Source organism: Curtobacterium herbarum, assembly GCF_016907335.1.
GTDB classification, from domain to species: Bacteria; Actinomycetota; Actinomycetes; order Actinomycetales; family Microbacteriaceae; genus Curtobacterium; species Curtobacterium herbarum.
The window spans coordinates 1,535,203-1,554,814 of sequence record NZ_JAFBBT010000001.1 but is presented as its reverse complement, the minus strand read 5'-3'; the positions used below and the strand labels follow the sequence as shown (position 1 = coordinate 1,554,814).

The following is a 19,612-nucleotide window of genomic DNA, read 5'->3' as shown; positions in this document are numbered from 1 at the left end:
GTCTCATCCACGCCACGCCGCCCGGACGCCGAGCGTGCAGCTGCGGAGCACGAGTTGCGCCAGGGGGTCGTGGCTGCGCAGGTCGAGGGCGTAGCGCGCACGCGTCCTGGCGCGGGCCTCCGATCCGAGCGCCCACGCACACCACGCGGCGAGCCCGAGTGCCCCGGCGACACCGACCACGGACTGTCCCGAGTCCCGGTCCTGGCTCCAGCGTCGCCAGGCGTCGACGCACCGGTCCCCCGCTCGACGCACGCGTTCGCGGTCGGGTTCCGGACCGGAGCCGACGAGCGCCGGCGGCATCGGGTCGGTGAACGGATCGTGGCCGGTGATGCCGGTCGGCTCGTCGGCGTCCGGGTCGGCCAGGAACGCCAGGAGCGCCAGCCGCGTCGACAGTGCAGCGCAGGCCGTCGTGAGTGCGATGCCGCCCGCGACGGTCAGGGGCCCCGGTGCGACGAGGGCGCGGGCGCCGCTCGGCAGGGTGACCGCCGCGGCGATCTCGTGGCTGTACCGGGGGAACGTCGTGGTGCTGGCGGGGGTGGAGGTGGTGTCCGTGGTTCGCATGCCTCCGAGCCTGACGCGGGGCGGGCCTCCAGGACGGCCGCGACCGCGCACCCGTGGAGAGGTGCACGGCGCGACCGCCCTGTGGAGGACGGGACCTCAGACGGCGGCGGGCCCCAGGCTCTCGGCGACGAGCTCCCAGCTGCCGTCGACCTGCTCGATGACGACGCCGTGCGCGGCGGCCCAGTCAGCGAGCTCCGCCATCGTCGACACGGCGGCGCCGGTCCGGCCGAGCAGCGCGACGAGCCGACCCTTCGCCGTCTTGTTCCAGTGGTTCAGTGCCTTGCGACGACCGTCCCCGGCGACGCTCACCACGCGGAGTGCCACGGCGCCCGGCGCCGGGCCGAGCGCACGGTAACCCTCGGACCGGAGGTCGAGGACCAGGCCGTCTCGACGGGTCGCCAGCGCCGAACCCGCGGGGGCCGGCCAGTGCGAGATGAGCCGGAGCCCGGGCAGCCGCGAGTCGTGTGACAGCCGGTAGGCCGGGATCAGGTCGCCTGCGCCGACGGGGCCGAACATCGCGGACTGCACCACGATGTGGCGGTCCCACCAGGCACGGGTCGCCGTGTCGGCCTCCCGGGCGTCGAGCGGGTCGTAGAGCACGCCGGTGTACCGCTCGATCGCGGGCATCGTCGGGCTGGTCTCGAGGACCAGGTTCCGGAGTCGTTCGGCGATCGACTTCGGCCCGAGCTTCAGCGCCGTCCGCGCAGAAGACTCCTCGGAACTGACGGAGCGGGCCGCGGTGATCACCGCGGCCCGCTCTGTGGCCAGTTCCGGGAACGAGAGCGCACCCAGGTCGAGGGTGCGCTCCGTGTCCCCGCCCTCCCGCTTCGTCTCCGACGGCGGGAGGAGGACGGTCAGTCCGGTCAGGACGCCAGCGCGGCCTGCCGCGCCACGATCGTGACCGTGTCGTGCTCGACGGAGAGGAAGCCGTCCTCCGCGTCGACCGCGACGGTGGAACCGTCGGCCCGCGTGATGCGGACCTGACCCTGCGCGAGGATCGCGAGCATCGGCTCGTGTCCCGCGAGGATGCCGATCTGGCCCTCCGTCGTCCGTGCGACGACCATGGTGGTGTCGCCCGACCAGACCTCGCGGTCAGCCGAGACGACGCTCACGGTGAGACCCGCCATGTCAGCGGTTCTCCTTCTGGATCTGAGCCCACTTCTCTTCCACGTCGTTGATGCCACCGACGTTGAAGAACGCCTGCGTCGCGACGTGGTCGAACTCGCCGTCGGCGATGGCGCGGAAGGACTCGATGGTGTCCTTGAGGGGCACCGTGGAGCCCTCGACACCGGTGAACTTCTTCGCCATGTAGGTGTTCTGGGACAGGAACTGCTGGATGCGACGAGCGCGCTCCACCGTGATCTTGTCCTCTTCGGAGAGCTCGTCGACACCGAGGATGGCGATGATCTCCTGCAGTTCCTTGTTCTTCTGGAGGATCTGCTTGACGCGCGTGGCCGTCTCGTAGTGGTCGGCGCCCAGGTACCGGGGGTCCATGATCCGCGACGTGGAGGTCAGCGGGTCGATGGCCGGGTACAGACCCTGCGACGCGATCTCGCGGGAGAGCTCGGTCGTGGCGTCGAGGTGCGCGAACGTGGTCGCCGGAGCCGGGTCGGTGTAGTCGTCAGCCGGGACGTAGATCGCCTGCAGCGAGGTGATCGAGTGACCACGCGTCGAGGTGATGCGCTCCTGGAGCACACCCATCTCGTCGGCGAGGTTCGGCTGGTAGCCCACTGCGGACGGCATGCGACCGAGCAGCGTGGAGACCTCGGAACCGGCCTGCGTGAAGCGGAAGATGTTGTCGATGAAGAGCAGGACGTCCTGCTTCTGCACGTCGCGGAAGTACTCCGCCATCGTCAGCGCCGACAGGGCCACGCGGAGGCGCGTCCCCGGCGGCTCGTCCATCTGGCCGAACACGAGGGCCGTCTTGTCGAAGACCCCCGCCTCTTCCATCTCACCGATGAGGTCGTTGCCCTCACGGGTGCGCTCACCGACACCGGCGAACACCGACACACCGCCGTGGTCCTGCGCGACGCGCTGGATCATCTCCTGGATGAGGACGGTCTTGCCGACGCCCGCACCACCGAAGAGGCCGATCTTGCCACCCTGCACGTACGGGGTGAGGAGGTCGATCGACTTGATGCCGGTCTCGAACATCGAGGTCTTGGACTCGAGCTGGTCGAAGGCCGGGGCCTTGCGGTGGATCGGCCAACGCTCGGCGATCTCGAGCTTCTCGTCCGAGTTGAGGACGTTGCCGAGGACGTCGAAGACCTTGCCCTTGGTGACGTCGCCGACGGGGACCGAGATCGGGGCGCCCGAGTCACGGACTTCCTGACCACGGACGAGGCCGTCGGTCGGCTTCAGGGAGATGGCGCGGACGAGGTCGTCGCCGAGGTGCTGGGCGACCTCGAGGCCGATCTCCTGCGACGACTCACCGATGGTGATGGTCGTGAACAGGAGGTTGTACATCTCCGGGATCGCGTCATGCGGGAACTCGATGTCGACGACGGGACCCGTGACACGGGCGATCCGGCCGACACCGGGCGCCGACGACGTCTCGACCGCGGTGGTTGCGGTGTCGGTCATGGCTGGTGCCTTCCTGGGGTGGGTGTCTGTCCGCGCACGCGGCGGACTACTTCTTCTTCGACGAGAGGGCGTCGGCGCCGCCGACGATCTCGGAGATCTGCTGCGTGATCTCGGCCTGTCGCGCGTTGTTCGCGAGACGGGTGAAGTCACGGATCAGGGAGTCGGCGTTGTCGCTCGCCGCCTTCATGGCCTTCTGGCGGGCGGCGTGCTCGGAAGCAGCCGACTGCAGCATGGCGTTGAAGATGCGGCTCTCGATGTAGACCGGCAGCAGCGAGTCGAGCACTGCATCGGCGTCCGGCTCGAACTCGTACAGCGGCAGCGGCTCGTCGCCCGAGGGCTCGTCCACTCCGTCCACGACCTCGAGCGGCAGCAGGCGGACGACCTGCGGCTCCTGCGTGGCGAGGCTGAGGAACCGGTTGAACACGATGTGGATCTCGTCCACGCCGCCCTCGGCGGTGTCCTGCAGGAACTTCGCCACGACGGCGTCGCCGATCTCCTTGGCGGTCGAGAACTCCGGCTGGTCGGTGTTGCCGACCCACTGCTGCTCCGACGCACGCTCACGGAACGCGAAGTACCCGACGGACTTGCGTCCGACCAGGTAGTACACGATGTCCTTGCCCTCGCTGCGGAGCAGGGAGGCGAGCTCCTCGCCCTGCTTGAGAACGTTGGTGCTGAACGCGCCGTTGAGCCCACGGTCCGAGGTGAACAGCACCACGGCCGCACGGGTCGACGTGGCCGGCTCGGTGGTCAGCACGTGGTCGACGTTCGAGAACGTCGCCACCGCGGACACGGCCCGGGTCACCGCACGCGAGTACGGACCGGACGCGGCCATGCGGGCTTGCGCCTTCTGGATCCGCGACGCCGAGATCAACTCCATGGCGCGCGTGACCTTCTTCGTGGTCTTCGCCGACTTGATCCGCTGACGGTAGACCCGGACCTGCGCTGCCATCTAGCGACGACCCTTGACGATCTGCTCCTGGTCGACGTCCTCGGAATCCGCGGCGTCGAACTGCTCCGAGCCGAGCGTCTTGCCGTCGCTCGTCTGGAAGCTCTTCGTGAACTCGTCGATCTCCTTCGACATCGCCGAGACGGTGTCGTCGCTGAGCTGGTTCGTCTCGCGCAGCGTCGTGAGCACGTCAGAGTTGCGACGCATGTGGTCGAGCAGCTCGGACTCGAAGCGCAGCACGTCCTTCACCGGGACCGTGTCGAGCTTGCCGTTGGTGCCGGCCCAGATCGAGACGACCTGCTCCTCCACCGGGTACGGCGAGTACTGCGGCTGCTTGAGCAGCTCGGTCAGACGCGCACCGCGGTCGAGCTGACGACGCGACGCCTGGTCGAGGTCGGAAGCGAACATCGCGAAGGCCTCGAGCGAGCGGTACTGCGCCAGCTCGAGCTTCAGCGTGCCGGAGACCTTCTTGATCGACTTCACCTGGGCGTCACCACCGACGCGGGACACCGAGATGCCCACGTCGACGGCCGGACGCTGGTTCGCGTTGAAGAGGTCCGACTGCAGGAAGATCTGGCCGTCCGTGATCGAGATCACGTTGGTCGGGATGTACGCCGAGACGTCGTTCGCCTTGGTCTCGATGATTGGGAGGCCCGTCATCGATCCGGCGCCGAGCTCGTCGGACAGCTTCGCGCAACGCTCCAGCAGACGGGAGTGCAGGTAGAAGACGTCACCCGGGTAGGCCTCGCGTCCTGGCGGACGACGCAGGAGGAGCGACACCGCACGGTAGGCCTCGGCCTGCTTCGACAGGTCGTCGAAGACGATGAGGACGTGCTTGCCCTGGTACATCCAGTGCTGGCCGATGGCCGAACCGGTGTACGGGGCGAGGTACTTGAAGCCGGCCGGGTCGGAGGCGGGGGCCGCGACGATGGTCGTGTACTCCATCGCACCGGCGTCCTCGAGCGCACCCTTGACGGAGGCGATCGTGGAGCCCTTCTGACCGATGGCGACGTAGATGCAGCGGACCTGCTTGTTCTCGTCGCCCGAGTCCCAGTTGGCCTTCTGGTTGATGATGGTGTCGATCGCGATGGCCGTCTTGCCGGTCTGGCGGTCACCGATGATCAGCTGACGCTGGCCGCGGCCGACGGGGATCATCGCGTCGATCGCCTTGATGCCGGTCTGCATCGGCTCGTGGACCGATTTGCGGGACATGACGCCCGGCGCCTGCAGCTCGAGGGCACGACGGCCCTCGGCAGCGATCTCGCCGAGACCGTCGATCGGGGCGCCGAGCGGGTCGACGACCCGGCCGAGGAACGCGTCGCCGACCGGGGCGGAGAGGACCTCACCCGTGCGGGTGACTTCCTGGCCCTCTTCGACGCCGGAGAACTCGCCGAGCACGATGGCACCGATCGAGTCCTCGTCGAGGTTCTGGGCGAGGCCGAGCGTGCCGTCCGCGAAGCGGATGAGCTCGTTGGCCATGACGCCGGGGAGGCCTTCGACGTGGGCGATGCCGTCACCGGCGTCGGTGACGTGCCCGACCTCGGCCGTGGAGGCCTTCGTCGGCTCGTAGTTCGAGACGAAGTCCTTCAGGGCATCACGGATCTCATCGGGGCTGATGGTGATGTCTGCCATGGGATTTTCCTTGTTGGTTTCCGGGGCCCTTCGGCTCCGAGAGGGTGATGCTGCCGGGCGGGGCAGTTCCCGTTGTGGACTTGGGAGGGACGAGTCCGACCGTACGCTCAGCCGGCGAGCTGCAGACGGAGGTCTGCGAGCCGCGTCGCGACGGTGCCGTCGATGACGTCGCCGCCGACCTGCACGCGGACCCCGCCGATGACCGAGGGGTCGACGACGCGGTTCACGGTGATGTCCCGTCCGTAGCGCTGCGCGATCCCCCGGGCGACGCGGGCCGCCTGGTCGTCGGACAGCGGCGTCGCCGTGATGACCGTGGCGACGAGCTTGTCCGCCTGGTCCGCGACGATCCGGGAGGCGTCACGCACGATCTCGCCGATGCGGCGGCCACGGGGCTGCTGCACGAGGTTCGACACGATGGTGATCGTCTGCTGCGACACCTTGCCGGCCAGCAGGCGCTCCGCGAGGGAGCCCTTCTGGTCGGCGCTGCCGAGCTTGGTCCCGAGGGCGAGCTCGAGTCCGGCGTCCGAACGGACCGCGGTCTCGAAGGCGAACAGTTCCGCCTCGATCGAGGTGGACTGGTCGACCGTCGCGGCCACGGCACGCACTGCTGCGTCCTCGATGCCGGCGAGCAGGTCACCCTGCGACGACCAGCGCGAGCCGGCGACGGCGGTCAGGACGGCGCGCGTGGCGTCGCTCTGCCCGGCGAAGACGCGGTCGATGAGGACCTTCTTGCCAGCGGTGTCGGCGGTCGGGTCGGCGAGCAGGTTGAGCAGCTGCGACGCCCGGGCGATCGCTCGCCCGGAGGCGAAGATCTCCGCGCCGACGCCCAGGTCGACGGCACTGCCGAGTTCGGCGAGCACCGCCCTGGTAGACGTCATCGCTTCGCGGGTGGCGCTGCGCATGCTCAGTGCTCCGTTCCGGCCGCCGTCTGGGCACCCTGCGACGACTCGAGGTCGGCGAGGAAGCGGTCGACGACGGCGGTCGCCTTGGCGTCGTCCTGGAGGGACTGGCCGATGACACCCGACGCGAGGCCGAGTGCGAGCGTGCCGACCTCGGAGCGGAGCGACTGGAGCGCGCTCTGGCGCTCTGCCTCGATCTGCGCCTGGGCGTTCGCGGTGATGCGTGCGGCGTCGGCGCTGGCCTGCTCGCGGACCTCATTGCCGATCGCGGTGGCGTCGGCACGGGCCTGCTCACGGATGCGCGATGCCTCGGCACGCGCGTCAGCCAGCTGCTTGTTGTACTCGTCGAGCGCAGCTGCGGCCTGTTCCTGGGCGGCTTCGGCCTTCTTGATGCCGCCTTCGATGGCCTCGGTGCGCTCATCGAGCATCTTCGTGATCCGCGGCGTGACGACACGCCACATCACGATGAAGATGATGACGAAGGCCACCGCGGACCACACGATGTCGTACACCGGTGGGATCAGCGGATTGTGCGTTTCCTCCGCCGCGATGATGAGTGCAGTCTGCATCGAGGGGCCTTAGTTGGTGAAGATGAAGTACGTCGCGATGCCGATGAAGGCAAGGGCCTCGGTGAAGGCGATACCGATGTACATGAGGGTGGTGAGGCGACCCTGGAGTTCGGGCTGGCGGGCCACGGACTCGATGGTCTTGCCGACGACGATGCCGACGCCGATGGCCGGGCCGATCGCAGCGAGGCCGTAGCCAACCGTCGCGATGTTGCCGTTGATCTCCGCGAGAACGGTCGTTGCGTCCACGTGTTTTCCTTTCGAGGTGCGGGTCCGACGAGTGTCGGTCCCGTAGGGGGTCAGAAGGGTGTCAGTGCTCGTCAGCCAGCGCGAGCTGGATGTAGACGGCCGTCAGCAACATGAAGACGTACGCCTGGAGCAACCCGACGAGGACTTCGAAGAAGCTGAAGGCGATGCCGAACGCGAGCGTCCCGACACCGAACAACTTGAAGAGGCTCTCCGCGTCGAAGAAGAAGAACCACGTCGCCGAGAAGAACAGGACGAGGAGCAGGTGCCCCACGACCATGTTCATCAGGAGTCGCAGCGTCAGCGTGATCGGACGGAGCACGAAGGTGGAGACGAGCTCGATCGGCGTCACGATGATGTACAGCGGCCACGGCACCCCGGGCGGGAAGAGCGAGTTCCGGAGGAACGTGCCCGGGTGCTTGCGGAGGCCGGCGTAGATGAACGCGACGTAGGCGACGATCGCCAGGATCATCGGCATGGCGATGCGGCTGGTACCGGCGATGTTCATGAACGGGACGAGTCCCGTGAGGTTCATGAACAGGACGCCGAAGAAGATCGTCGCGAGGAGCGGCAGGAAGCGCTTGCCGTCCTTCTCACCCAGGTTGTCGAAGGTGTTCCGACGGACGACGTCGAAGGCGTACTCGATGAATGCCTGTCCACGGTTGGGGACCAGCTTGAGCGCGCGCGTTCCGGCGAATGCGAAGACGAGGAGCACGGCCACCGCGAAGAAGCGGATGAGGACGATGCGGTCCATCTCGATCGGCGTGCCGGCGAAGAAGATCGGGTCCGGGAAGAACTCGTTGATCGACGGACCATGGAACTCGGCGGCCTTGCTGCTCCCCGCCGCGACGGGGTTACCCGCAGCGATGAGGGACAGGGGAAGAGCGTGGGATAGCAGCGCTGTCTCCTGTGTCGGGGCGCGCACGCATGGCACGCGGAGGTGGACTGATGTGGAGGCTTGCCCGTCCGAGCTCATGCTCCGGCAGCGGGCTCCAGAAGCCTATCAGGTGTGTGCGGCTTCTCGGGCTCTCAGGCCACGGGGCCGCGATCCTCAGCGTCCGTCCGGTCTCCCGGCAGTTCGACGCCGATCGGCACGCGGGCCCGGGCGATGACGGTGACGTCGATGACGAGCGAACCGATGACCCCGATGATGATCGCGATCGCCAGGACGGGCGTGTTCACCCAGTCGCGGTCCTTCAACGCCACGAGCACGACGATGAACACGACGAACTTCACCAGGAAGGTGCCCATGATCGTGCCGAAGAAGGCGCCGGAGATCATCTGACCGCCGGAGAACCGGATCGCCAGGAGGACGCTCACCGCGGTGAGCCCGCAGAACACGACGCTCATCACGGCGCCGATGAGGCCGCCGGTCAGGCCCGGACCGCCGGCCACGAACCAGCCGACGACGCCCCCGACGACCGCGAGGGCGCCGGCGAGGACGGCGCCCTGCAGGAGGATGCGCCGGAACACGGGCCGGACGTGGTCGAGGCCGTTCGGGGTGGTCACGAGGGGTCTCCAGGGTTCGGGCGGGACGGGTGGCTGGCGTGCGGGTCGCGGACCGCCGCGGCGCGGTCGAGCGGGTCGAGGCTGGCGTCCACCGCTCCCCCGCGTCGGGCGGTCGTCTGCGCGGCGATCTCGACACGCTTGCGGCCGAGCGGCGCGAACGTCGCGATCGCGCAGACGGTGAAGCCGACGGCGACGAAGGCCGTGACCCACCACCAGTTGACGAAGAGGAACAGCAGGCACCCGAAGGCGACGGTGGCGGTCCACGCGTAGAAGATCAGCACCGCGTGGAAGTGCGAGTGCCCCATGTCGAGCAGCCGGTGGTGCAGGTGCTTCCGGTCGGCCGAGAACGGCGACTTGCCGGCACTGACGCGACGGACCACGGCGAGGGCGAAGTCCAGGATCGGCACGACCAAGATCGCGAACGGCAGCAGGATCGGGATGAACGCCGGCAGCAGGTCGGTGCGGGTCCGGACCGCCGCCGGGTCGATGTTGCCGGTGATCGAGACGGCGCTGGTCGCCATCAGGAAACCGACGAGCAGCGCCCCGGCGTCCCCCATGAACAGCTTCGCCGGGTGCCAGTTGAGCACGAGGAACCCCGCACAGGCACCGACGAGCACCGCGGTCAGCAGCGACGGCAGGTTGAAGAAGAACTCGGTCTCGACGACCACGCGGTTGATGAAGAACGTGTAGAGGAAGAACACCCCGCCGGCGATGATCGCGACGCCGGCGACCAGACCGTCCAGGCCGTCGATGAAGTTCACCGCGTTCATCACCAGGACGACGGCGAGCACGGTAAAGATCAGGCTCATGTAGGACGAGCCGACGCCGAGCGTGTTGCCGATCGGCAGGGACACGATCGCGACGCCCTGCCACGCCAGGATCCCCGCCGCGATGATCTGGCCCGCGAGCTTCGTCATCCAGTCGAGGTCCCAGATGTCGTCCGCGACGCCGAGCACCACGATGATCGTGGCCCCGGCCAGGACGGCCAACACGCGTCCTGGTTCGGCGAAGACCAGCCGGAAGTAGTCCTGACCCGCGATGGCGGGGAAGAGGAACCACGCGCAGAGCAGCGAGACGATGACGCCGAGGAACATCGCGATGCCGCCGAGCCGCGGCGTCGGGGTGCGGTGCACGTCCCGTTCGCGGACCTTCGGGTACCACTTGTACTTGACGCCGAGCTTCCAGACGAGCCAGCTGACCAGGAAGCTCACGACCGCCGAGATGACCCCGGCGAGCATGTAGAACTTCACCGCACGAGGTCGTCCCCGACGACCCGCCTGATCTCGTCGTCGGAGATCACGCCGTGGCGCACGATCCGCAGCCCGTCACCCGCGGCGAGGCCGGTGGCGTCGACGATCGTGGAACCGGTCGAGGCGGCGGTGCCCTCGTGCACGGGGACCGCTCCCCCGTCGAGGTACACGGCGATGCTGTCACCGAGCATCCGTTCGGCGGCGTCGATGTCCATCGCGGCCGGATCGCCGGTCGAGTTCGCGGACGACACCGCGAGCGGCCCTACCTCCTGCAGGAGCTCGAGGGCGATGCGCGAGTCCGGCATCCGGAGCGCGACCGTGCCGCGCGTCTCGCCGAGGTCCCAGTCGAGCGACGGCTGCGCCCGGAGGATCACCGTGAGTCCGCCCGGCCAGAACTCGTCGACGAGTCGCCGGACCTGCTCGGGCACCTCGCTGGCGAGGGCGTCCATCGTCGCCACGCCCGGGATGAGCACCGGCGGCGGCGACTGGCGTGTCCGGCCCTTCGCGTCGAGCAGGCGCTGCACGGCCTGCGCGCTGAACGCGTCCGCGGCGACGCCGTACACGGTGTCGGTGGGCACGACGACGAGTTCACCGCGACCGAGGGCGGCTCGGGCGAGCCGCATCCCGGTGAGGAGCCCGTCGGGGTCGGAGCAGTCGTATCGGGAAGCCATGACCTGCACGATGATAGTGCGCGAGGATGGTGCACATCGTGAACGAGACGCCTGCGCCCCCACTCCTGTTCCTCTTCGACATGGACGACGTGCTCGTCCGCTACGACTGGAGGACCCGCATGGCCGGGCTCTCCGAGCTGACGGGCCACGACTTCGTGGAGCTCCGCCGCCGCTGGTGGGACACCGGCAGCGAGCAGCGTGCCGAGGCCGGGCACTTCGCGGACGGTGACGAGTACCTTGCGGCCTTCCGGGAGGCGATGGGCTGCGAGGTCGACGAGACCGAGTGGGCGCGAGTCCGCGGTGCCGCGATGACCGAGCTGCCCGAGCGGGTCGAAGCGGTCCGGATCGCCAAGGAGCACGGTCGGGTCGCGCTCCTGACGAACAACGGCCCGCTGGCCGGCCGGTGGTTGCACGAGTGGGTGCCCTCGCTGCCCCCGCTGTTCGGCGAGCACCTGGACACGTCGAGCAACTTCGGTGCGCGCAAGCCCGAGCAGGACGTCTTCCGTCGGGTGCTCGAGCACCACGGTGTGCCGGCCGAACGCACGTTCTTCGCCGACGACATGCCGGAGAACGTCGCGGGTGCCCGGAGTGTCGGCATCACGGCCGTCCTGGTCGAGCACGACACGGACCTGCGCGACGCGGTCCGCACGTTCATCGCCGCGCACGAGACGACGTCCGTCACGCCGGACGCGCAGGCGCCGGACGCGCAGGCTCCGAGCGCGCAGCCGACGACCGCCTGACCGACGGCCACCGGACCGGCGACCAGCCTGACCGACGACCGGGAGGCCCGCCCCGCGTCCGGCTACCGCGTCGCGGTGGTCGTGCGGTCGCGTCCGGTGAGGTCGACGTGCGTCTCCGGCGACCGGAAGCCACGGGCCGCGAGGACCGCGCGGACCCCGGCGCCCTGCTGTTCGGCGTGCTCGACGACGAGGAGCCCGCCGGGCACGAGCAGCCGCCACGCCGTCTCGGTCAGCGCGCGCACGGCGTCGAGGCCGTCGGGTCCGCCGTAGAGCGCGAGCGCCGGGTCGTGGTCGCGGACCTCCGGGTCGATCGGCACCGCGTCGTCGGGGACGTACGGCGGGTTCGAGACGACGACCGACACCCGGCCGTCGAGCTCCGGGAACGCGTCGGCGAGGTCGCCCTCGACGAGCCGGACCGTGCCGCCGTGCGCGTCGACGTTCCGCCGGGTCCACGGCAGCGCCTCCGGTGAACGCTCGACGGCGTACACGAGGGCGTTCGGGACCTCGGTGTCCATCGCGATGGCGATCGCACCGCTTCCGGCGCCGAGGTCGACGGCGATCGGCTCGGGCACCGCGGTCGCCCGGAGTGCGTCGATGCCGAACTGGACGACCGACTCGGTCTCCGGGCGCGGCACGAACACACCGGGCCCGACGGACAGCGTGAGCGCGCGGAAGTGGGCTTCGCCGGTGACGTGCTGCAGGGGCTCGCGGGTGACGCGTCGGGCTACCGCGTGTCGGAAGCGCTCGACGTGCTCGGCGGCGATCGCGCCTCCGGTCATCGCCCGCGCCTGGACCGCGCCGCGGGAGGTGTCGGTCGCCCAGGCGAGCAGCAGTTCCGCGTCGACCTGCGGCGTCGGGACGCCGGCGGCGGCCAACGCCGCGGCCGCCTCACGCAGGAGGCGGTCCGCGGCGTACGTCGGCTGCTGCCGGTCCACGCCGGTCAGGCGTCCTGGTCGCCGATGGCGGCCAGGCGTGCCTCTTCGTCCGCCGAGATCGCGGACTGGATGACCGGCTCGAGCGCACCGTTCATGACACGGTCGAGGTCGTAGGCCTTGTACCCGGTGCGGTGGTCCGCGATCCGGTTCTCCGGGAAGTTGTACGTGCGGATGCGCTCCGACCGGTCCATCCCGCGGATCTGCGACTTCCGGGCGTCCGAGGCCAGGGCGTCGAGCTCCTCCTGCTGGCGCGCGAGGATCCGGGCACGGAGGACGCGCATGCCCGCCTCGCGGTTCTGCAGCTGCGACTTCTCGTTCTGCATCGCGACCGTGATGCCCGTCGGGAGGTGCGTGATGCGCACCGCCGAGTCCGTCGTGTTGACGGACTGCCCACCGGGGCCGGAGGACCGGTACACGTCGATCTTCAGGTCGTTCTGGTTGATCTCGACCTCTTCGGGCTCGTCGACCTCGGGGAAGACGAGCACGCCGGTGGTCGACGTGTGGATGCGGCCCTGCGACTCGGTCTGCGGCACCCGCTGGACACGGTGTACACCGCCCTCGTACTTGAGGTGCGCCCACACGCCCTGGGACGGGTCGGTCGTGTTCGACTTGATCGCGACCTGGACGTCCTTGTAGCCGCCGAGGTCGGACTCGGTGCGCTCGAGGAGCTCGACCTTCCAGCCCTTGCCCTCGGCGTAGTGCGAGTACATGCGGAGCAGGTCGGCCGCGAACAGCGCCGACTCCTCGCCGCCCTCGCCGCCCTTGATCTCCATGATCACGTCGCGGCCGTCGTCGGGGTCGCGCGGGATCAGGAGTCGGCGGAGACGCTCCTGGCGCTCGGCCAGCTGCTCCTCGAGCCCGGGGACCTCGTCCGCGAACGCCTCGTCCTCACGTGCGAGTTCCCGGGCGGCGGCGAGGTCGTCCCCCGCCGCCTGCCAGGCCTCGTACGCCGCCTTGATCTGGCTGAGTTCGGCGTACCGCCGGTTGACCTTCTTGGCCCGGGCCGCGTCGGCGTGGAGCGCGGGGTCCGACAGCTGCTGCGTCAGTTCCTCGTGTTCCGCCAGCAGCCCTGCCACCGACTCGAACACGCGTTACTCCTGGTGGCCGTTGCCGTGGTGACCGTTGGTCGCCGGCACCGACTTCTGGATCTGGACCAGGAACTCGACGTTCGACTGCGTCTCCTTGAGGTTCCGCAGCACCACGTCGAGCGCCTGCTGCGGGTCGAGCCCGGCCAGGGCACGACGCAGGCGCCACGTGATCGCGACCTCGTCGGCGGAGAGCAGCTGCTCCTCGCGACGGGTCCCGGAGGCGTTGATGTCGACGGCGGGGAAGATCCGCTTGTCGGCCAGGTGACGGTTGAGGCGGAGCTCCATGTTGCCGGTGCCCTTGAACTCCTCGAAGATCACCTCGTCCATCTTCGACCCGGTCTCGACGAGCGCCGTGGCGAGGATGGTCAGCGAGCCACCGTTCTCGATGTTGCGGGCGGCGCCGAAGAAGCGCTTGACCGGGTAGAGCGCGGCCGAGTCGACGCCACCGGAGAGCACGCGGCCCGACGGCGGGGTGGCCAGGTTGTACGCGCGGCCCAGACGGGTGATCGAGTCGAGCAGCACGACGACGTCGTGACCGAGCTCGACCAGGCGCTTGGCACGCTCGATCGCGAGCTCGGCGACGGTGGTGTGGTCCTCGGCGGGACGGTCGAAGGTCGAGGCGATGACCTCGCCCTTCACCGTGCGCTGCATGTCGGTGACCTCTTCGGGACGCTCGTCCACCAGGACGACCATGAGGTGCGCCTCCGGGTTGTTCTTCGAGACGGCGTTCGCGATGGCCTGCAGGACGACGGTCTTGCCGGCCTTCGGCGGGGAGACGATGAGGCCGCGCTGGCCCTTGCCGATCGGCGACACGAGGTCGATGATCCGCGTCGACAGCTTCGCCGGCTCGGTCTCGAGGCGCAGGCGCTCGTTCGGGTACAGCGGGGTGAGGTCCTGGAAGTCGACGCGGGCGGCGGCCTCGTCGGCGGTCTGGCCGTTCACGGTGTCGATCTTCACCAGCGCGTTGTACTTCTGGCGGCTCTGCTGCTCGTTGTCACGCGGCTGCTTGATCGCACCGACGACGGCGTCGCCCTTGCGCAGGTGGTACTTCTTCACCTGGCCGAGCGAGACGTAGACGTCCTCCGGCCCCGGCAGGTAGCCGGTGGTGCGCACGAAGGCGTAGTTGTCGAGCACGTCGAGGATGCCGGCGATCGGGATGAGGACGTCGTCCTCGGTGACCTCGGGCTCGAACTCGTCGTTCTGGCCACCGCGACCGCGCTTGCGGTCACGCTGCCGGCGGGTGCGACCGTTCTCGGCCTCCTGCTCGGCGGCACGCTGCTGGTCGCCACGCTGCTGGTCGCCACGCTGCGGTTCCGACTGCTTCTGGTCCTGCTGCTTCTGGTCGCGCTGCGCGTCACGCTGGTCGCGCTGGGCGTCGCGCTGGTCCTGCTGCTTCTGCTGCTTGCCGTTCTGCTGCTGCGCCGGCTTCTGCTCGGGCTCGGCCTGCTGCTGGGCGGGCTTCTGCTCACCCTGGTCGGCCTGGTCGGCGTTCTGCCCGCGGCCACGACCACGGCCGCGGCTGCGACGGCCACGACGGGCGCCGCCCTCGGACTGGTCGCCCTGGTCGTTCTGCTGGCCGTCGTGCTGCTGGCCCTCGTCCTGCTGGGCGTCGTCCTGCCGGCCCGCGTCGGTGACGGCGTCCTGGTCGCCCTGCTCGACGGCGTCCGCGACCGGGACCTGGGTCTCGGCGGTGGCGCCGCGGGAGTCCTGGGCGTCGGACTGCTGTGCCTGACGGTCGCGACCGCGACCGCGACGCTGACCGCTCTGGGCGGCTTCCTGGGCGTCCTTCTCGGCGCGGACCTGGTCGAGGCCCGCGAGCAGGTCCTCGGTGCCGGTGTGCCCGGCGTTGGTGTGCGCGACCGCAGCGGTCGGCTCGGCGGTGACCGTGCCTCCCGAGCTGACGCGTCGGCTGCGACGGCCGCGCGGTGCGGACTCGGCGGGGACCTCGGCCTGTGCGGCCGGCTCCTGGGCGACCGGCGCCTGGGCGACGGGCGCCTCGGCGACCGGGGCCTGCGCGGCGGGCGCCTCGGCTGCCGGAGCGGCCTCGGGAGCCGGCGTGCCGGTCCCGGCGCCGTCGAGGGTCGGCGTGCCGGAGACTGCTGCCCCGGCCGGACGCTTGTCCTCGATCGAGGCGATCAGGTCGCCCTTGCGGAGCTTCGAGAGCCCGGTGATGCCGAGGGACGAGGCGATGCGCTGGAGCTCCGGGAGACGGAGCGCGCGGAGGTCAGTGGGGATCTCCACAGAGGTGGAGGTGGTGACGTCGGTCACGATGGTGTTGTTCCTTCCGACCGCAGAACGCGGAGAGTTTCCACCGCTCTCGTGGCAGCGTGCAACGGGCGTCGTTCAGACGACGGACCGGGAACGGTGATCTGGCCAGGCACGATGATCTGGCCCGAGAACGGTGATCTGGAGAAAGTGCCCCACGCACCGGATCAAGCTGGCGGTCGACCGTGGATGGTCGAGGCCTGCGCGAGATCGGCTTCGAGCGTCGGGAGCGCTTTCACTGTAGCACCACCCAGATCGACGGCCAGCATGAGCGGACGCCAGGTGGATTCGGCGTGTCGCTCGACCAGTTCGGCGGCGTCGAGCCGCTGCGCCGGGTCGCTGCCCATGACCAGGAGGCTCGGCCCGGCCCCCGAGACGACCGCGGCCAGACCGTGCTGGCGGAGCAGGCCGATGAGGGCGTCGGTCTCCGGCATCGCGCTCGCCCGGTAGGCCTGGTGCAGCCGGTCCTCGGTCGCGGCGAGCAGCAGTTCCGGGCTCTGGATGAGCGCCGCGACGAGCAGCGCCGAGCGGGACACGTTGAACGCGGCGTCCTCGTGCGGCACCGTCATCGGCTGCAGCGAACGGGCGAGCTTCGTCGAGAGCGTCGACGTCGGCACGAACACGACCGGCGAGACACCGCGGTGCACGAGCAGCCGCTTGTGCGCCGGCCCGTCCGGCGTCATCCACGCGATCGTCAGACCGCCGAAGAGGGCCGGGGCGACGTTGTCCGGGTGCCCCTCCATCTCGGTGGCGAGGGTGAGCAGGGTCGCCGCGTCGAGGTCGACCACGCCCTCGAGCAGCCCGCGGGCGGCCATCAGCCCGGCGACGATGGCCGCCGCCGAGGACCCCATGCCGCGACCGTGCGGGATGGCGTTCGTGGCGTGCAGCTCGAGCCCCGGCTGCGGGACCCCGGCGTGTTCGAGGCCGCGGCGGACGGCCCGGACCACCAGGTTCGTGTCGTCGGTCGGGACCTCGCCCGCGCCGACACCGTCGATGGTGACGGTCGCGCCGGGCTCCGGTCGGACGCGGACGACGACCTCGTCGTAGAGCGAGAGCGCGAGTCCGAGGGAGTCGAAGCCCGGCCCGAGGTTCGCCGACGTCGCCGGGACGCGCACGCGCACCGCCCGTCCGGCCGGTACAGCGATCTGGGCGGTCATGCCCTCCCCCGGTCCGGACGAGCGATCGGCGGTCACCGCGCGCTGACCAGTCCGAGCACGTCCGCGATCGCCGCGGTGTCGACGGGGACGCTCGTCGGCGTGACCTCGCCGCCGTCCTGGGTGCGGAGCGCCCACTGCGGGTCCTTGAGGCCGTGACCGGTCACCGTGATGACGACCGTCGCGCCCTTCGGGATGACGCCCGCGTCGGCGCGCTCGAGGAGCCCGGCGACACCGATGGCCGACGCCGGCTCGACGAAGACGCCGACCTCGGCGGAGAGCAGGTGGTGCGCCGCCAGGATCGCCTCGTCCGAGATCGCACCGAAGTAGCCGTCGGTCTCCTCGCGGGCCTCCAGCGCGTACTTCCACGACGCCGGGTTGCCGATGCGGATGGCGGACGCGATGGTCTCCGGGTGCCGGACGACCTCGCCGTGCACGATCGGGGCCGAGCCCGCCGCCTGGAACCCGAACATGCGCGGCATCTTGGTGGAGCGGCCCGAGGCGACGTCCTCGCGGTAGCCGCGGGAGTACGCCGTGTAGTTGCCGGCGTTGCCGACCGGCAGGAAGTGGAAGTCCGGCGCGTCGCCGAGGACGTCGACGACCTCGAAGGCGGCGGTCTTCTGCCCCTCGATGCGGTCGTTGTTCACCGAGTTGACCAGGTGCACCGGGTAGTTGGCGGAAAGGTCGCGCGCGATGTCCAGGCAGTCGTCGAAGTTGCCCTGGACCTGCAGCAGCTGGGCGTCGTGGGCGACCGCCTGGCTGAGCTTGCCCATCGCGATCTTGCCCTCGGGCACGAGCACCGCGGCGGTGATGCCGGCGTGCGTCGCGTACGCCGCGGCCGAGGCGCTGGTGTTGCCGGTCGAGGCGCAGATGACGGCCTTCGCGCCGTGCTCGACGGCCTTCGAGATCGCCATCGTCATGCCGCGGTCCTTGAAGGAACCGGTCGGGTTCATGCCCTCGTACTTCACGTACACGGTCGCGCCGGTGCGCTCGGAGAGCCGACGAGCCGGGATGAGCGGGGTGCCGCCCTCACCGAGCGTCACGATCGGGGTCGCGTCGGTCACGTCGAGTCGGTCGGCGTACTCGCGCAGGACTCCCTGCCACTGGTGGGCCATCAGGCTTCTCTCTCTGTCCGGTGGGGCGGTCTGGGTCGGATCGGTCTGGGTCGGATCGGTCTGGCTGGATCCGGTCGGGTCGGGTCGGTTCGGGTCGTGCGGGTGGTCGGTGCGGTGCCGGGAGGCGCGTGGTCGCGCTACGCCCCCACGAACCGCAGGACACTGGTCACGTCCAGGACGACGTCCTCGCCCCGGAGTGCGGCGACGGTGTCGGCCAGGTCGGCTTCGCGCGCCAGGTGCGTGCCGATGACGAGCGTCGCGGTCCCCTCGGTGGTCCCCGTGGTGGTCTGCTCGACGGTCTCGACGCTGACGCCGTGGGCCGCGAGCACCCCGGCGACGGTCGAGAGCACACCGGGTGCGTCCGACACGTGCAACGAGATCTGGTAGCGGGTGCGGACGGTCCCGATCGGGAACACCGGCAGCGCCGACCGGGTCGACTCGGCGACCCCGGGCCCGCCGATGACGTGGCGTCGGGCCGCGGACACCAGGTCGCCGAGGACCGCGGAGGCCGTCTCGACCCCGCCGGCTCCGGCGCCGTAGAACATCAGGTCGCCGGCGGCCTCGGCCTCGACGAACACCGCGTTCTTCGCGCCGTGCACGCTGGCGAGCGGGTGCGACTCCGGCACCAGCGCCGGGTAGACGCGGGCACTGACGCCCTCGCGGCCGTCGGCGTCGGTGAGTCGCTCGCACGTGGCCAGGATCTTCACGACGTAGCCGGCCTTGCGGGCGGCACGGACCTGCTCGATCGTGACGGAGGTGATGCCCTCGCGGTGCACGGCGGCGAGCGGGACCGAGGTGTGGAACGCGATCGAGGCCAAGATCGCGGCCTTCTGCGCGGCGTCGTAGCCCTCGATGTCGGCGGTCGGGTCGGCCTCGGCGTACCCGAGCTCCGTCGCGGTGGCCAGCGCGTCGGCGAACGTGGCGCCCTCGCGGTCCATCAGGTCGAGGATGAAGTTCGTCGTGCCGTTGACGATGCCCATGATCCGCTCGATGCGGTCACCCGCCAGCGAGTCGTGCAGCGGTCGGATGATCGGGATCGCCCCGGCGACGGCGGCCTCGTAGTAGAGCTGTGCGCCGACCTGCTCGGCCGCGGCGAAGAGCTCCGGGCCGTGCGTGGCGAGGAGCGCCTTGTTGCCGGTGACGACGTCGGCGCCGGACTGCAGCGCCTGGAGCACGAGGGTGCGGGCGGGCTCGATGCCACCGATGAGCTCGACGACGATGTCGGCTCCGAGGATCAGCGAACCGGCGTCCGTCGTGAACAGCTCGCGCGGCAGGTCGACATCCCGCTGGGCGTCGACGTCACGCACGGCGATCCCCACCAGCTCGAGGCCGGCACCGGCACGCGTGGCGAGCTCCGGTCCGTGCTCGAGCAGGAGTCGTGCGACCTGGGAGCCGACCGAGCCGGCTCCGAGCAGTGCGACGCGGACGTTGCGGTATTCGATCATCTGGTGG

The 19,612-nt window shown here is 70.1% G+C and carries 20 protein-coding genes; 1 reads left to right on the top strand and 19 read right to left on the bottom strand.

The window, feature by feature from the left end; translation table 11 throughout:
• Positions 1-3 precede the first annotated feature (3 nt).
• The 13 genes from JOD51_RS07475 to JOD51_RS07415 all read right to left on the bottom strand — a co-directional run bounded on the left by JOD51_RS07475 (position 4) and on the right by JOD51_RS07415 (position 10,863).
• Entirely contained in the window at positions 4-561 is a 558-nt protein-coding gene (locus tag JOD51_RS07475; RefSeq protein ID WP_204607694.1) for a hypothetical protein, read from the bottom strand.
• Between the two features lie 96 nt (positions 562-657).
• Complete coding sequence (locus JOD51_RS07470; protein ID WP_204610959.1) at positions 658-1,419, bottom strand: YaaA family protein; 762 nt, start codon at positions 1,417-1,419, stop codon at positions 658-660.
• Between the two features lie 5 nt (positions 1,420-1,424).
• Positions 1,425-1,688, bottom strand: a complete 264-nt coding sequence (locus JOD51_RS07465; RefSeq protein ID WP_110902146.1) for a F0F1 ATP synthase subunit epsilon — start codon at positions 1,686-1,688, stop codon at positions 1,425-1,427.
• 1 nt (position 1,689) lies between these two features.
• Positions 1,690-3,144 (bottom strand): F0F1 ATP synthase subunit beta, encoded by a 1,455-nt coding sequence (atpD, locus tag JOD51_RS07460; protein WP_204607693.1) that lies wholly within the window; start codon positions 3,142-3,144, stop codon positions 1,690-1,692.
• A gap of 46 nt (positions 3,145-3,190) precedes the next feature.
• Positions 3,191-4,093 (bottom strand): F0F1 ATP synthase subunit gamma, encoded by a 903-nt coding sequence (locus JOD51_RS07455; protein WP_166778793.1) that lies wholly within the window; start codon positions 4,091-4,093, stop codon positions 3,191-3,193.
• Positions 4,094-5,722 carry a F0F1 ATP synthase subunit alpha gene (atpA, locus tag JOD51_RS07450; RefSeq protein WP_204607692.1) on the bottom strand — a complete coding sequence of 543 codons (1,629 nt, stop codon included), beginning with the start codon at positions 5,720-5,722 and terminating at the stop codon, positions 4,094-4,096.
• Positions 5,723-5,829: 107 nt separating this feature from the next.
• On the bottom strand, positions 5,830-6,624 hold the full coding sequence (locus JOD51_RS07445; protein ID WP_204607691.1) for a F0F1 ATP synthase subunit delta: 795 nt from the start codon (positions 6,622-6,624) through the stop codon (positions 5,830-5,832).
• Positions 6,625-6,626: 2 nt separating this feature from the next.
• Positions 6,627-7,190, bottom strand: coding sequence for a F0F1 ATP synthase subunit B (locus tag JOD51_RS07440; protein ID WP_204607690.1), 564 nt, complete (start codon positions 7,188-7,190; stop codon positions 6,627-6,629).
• A gap of 9 nt (positions 7,191-7,199) precedes the next feature.
• Entirely contained in the window at positions 7,200-7,436 is a 237-nt protein-coding gene (gene atpE / locus JOD51_RS07435; protein ID WP_027465781.1) for an ATP synthase F0 subunit C, read from the bottom strand.
• Between the two features lie 61 nt (positions 7,437-7,497).
• Positions 7,498-8,358: a F0F1 ATP synthase subunit A gene (atpB, locus tag JOD51_RS07430; RefSeq protein WP_204607689.1), complete on the bottom strand. Its 861-nt coding sequence runs from the start codon at positions 8,356-8,358 to the stop codon at positions 7,498-7,500.
• A gap of 104 nt (positions 8,359-8,462) precedes the next feature.
• The gene (locus JOD51_RS07425) at positions 8,463-8,942 is read right to left on the bottom strand and encodes a Cg1360 family ATP-synthase-associated protein (RefSeq protein WP_204607688.1); all 480 of its coding nucleotides are present in this window, start codon (positions 8,940-8,942) and stop codon (positions 8,463-8,465) included.
• On the bottom strand, positions 8,939-10,192 hold the full coding sequence (locus JOD51_RS07420) for an MraY family glycosyltransferase (protein WP_259556672.1): 1,254 nt from the start codon (positions 10,190-10,192) through the stop codon (positions 8,939-8,941). Before JOD51_RS07420 ends, JOD51_RS07425 begins: the two co-directional genes overlap by 4 nt.
• Positions 10,189-10,863, bottom strand: coding sequence for an L-threonylcarbamoyladenylate synthase (locus JOD51_RS07415; protein ID WP_204607687.1), 675 nt, complete (start codon positions 10,861-10,863; stop codon positions 10,189-10,191). The genes JOD51_RS07420 and JOD51_RS07415 overlap by 4 nt, the downstream gene beginning before the upstream one ends.
• A gap of 38 nt (positions 10,864-10,901) precedes the next feature.
• Between JOD51_RS07415 and JOD51_RS07410 the strand changes: the two genes are divergently transcribed.
• The gene (locus tag JOD51_RS07410) at positions 10,902-11,603 is read left to right on the top strand and encodes an HAD family hydrolase (protein ID WP_259556671.1); all 702 of its coding nucleotides are present in this window, start codon (positions 10,902-10,904) and stop codon (positions 11,601-11,603) included.
• A 62-nt stretch (positions 11,604-11,665) separates the two neighbouring features.
• On the opposite strand, the gene prmC is transcribed toward JOD51_RS07410, so the two are convergent.
• The 6 genes from prmC to JOD51_RS07380 all read right to left on the bottom strand — a co-directional run bounded on the left by prmC (position 11,666) and on the right by JOD51_RS07380 (position 19,605).
• Positions 11,666-12,538 carry a peptide chain release factor N(5)-glutamine methyltransferase gene (gene prmC, locus JOD51_RS07405; protein WP_204607685.1) on the bottom strand — a complete coding sequence of 291 codons (873 nt, stop codon included), beginning with the start codon at positions 12,536-12,538 and terminating at the stop codon, positions 11,666-11,668.
• A gap of 5 nt (positions 12,539-12,543) precedes the next feature.
• Positions 12,544-13,626: a peptide chain release factor 1 gene (prfA, locus tag JOD51_RS07400; RefSeq protein WP_204607684.1), complete on the bottom strand. Its 1,083-nt coding sequence runs from the start codon at positions 13,624-13,626 to the stop codon at positions 12,544-12,546.
• A 3-nt stretch (positions 13,627-13,629) separates the two neighbouring features.
• The gene (rho, locus tag JOD51_RS07395) at positions 13,630-15,894 is read right to left on the bottom strand and encodes a transcription termination factor Rho (RefSeq protein WP_204607683.1); all 2,265 of its coding nucleotides are present in this window, start codon (positions 15,892-15,894) and stop codon (positions 13,630-13,632) included.
• Positions 15,895-16,058: 164 nt separating this feature from the next.
• A complete protein-coding gene (gene thrB / locus JOD51_RS07390) occupies positions 16,059-17,048 on the bottom strand; it encodes a homoserine kinase (protein WP_204607682.1) in 990 nt (329 codons plus the stop codon).
• 32 nt (positions 17,049-17,080) lie between these two features.
• A complete protein-coding gene (thrC, locus tag JOD51_RS07385; protein WP_204607681.1) occupies positions 17,081-18,160 on the bottom strand; it encodes a threonine synthase in 1,080 nt (359 codons plus the stop codon).
• Between the two features lie 137 nt (positions 18,161-18,297).
• Positions 18,298-19,605 (bottom strand): homoserine dehydrogenase, encoded by a 1,308-nt coding sequence (locus JOD51_RS07380; protein ID WP_204607680.1) that lies wholly within the window; start codon positions 19,603-19,605, stop codon positions 18,298-18,300.
• Positions 19,606-19,612 lie beyond the last annotated feature (7 nt).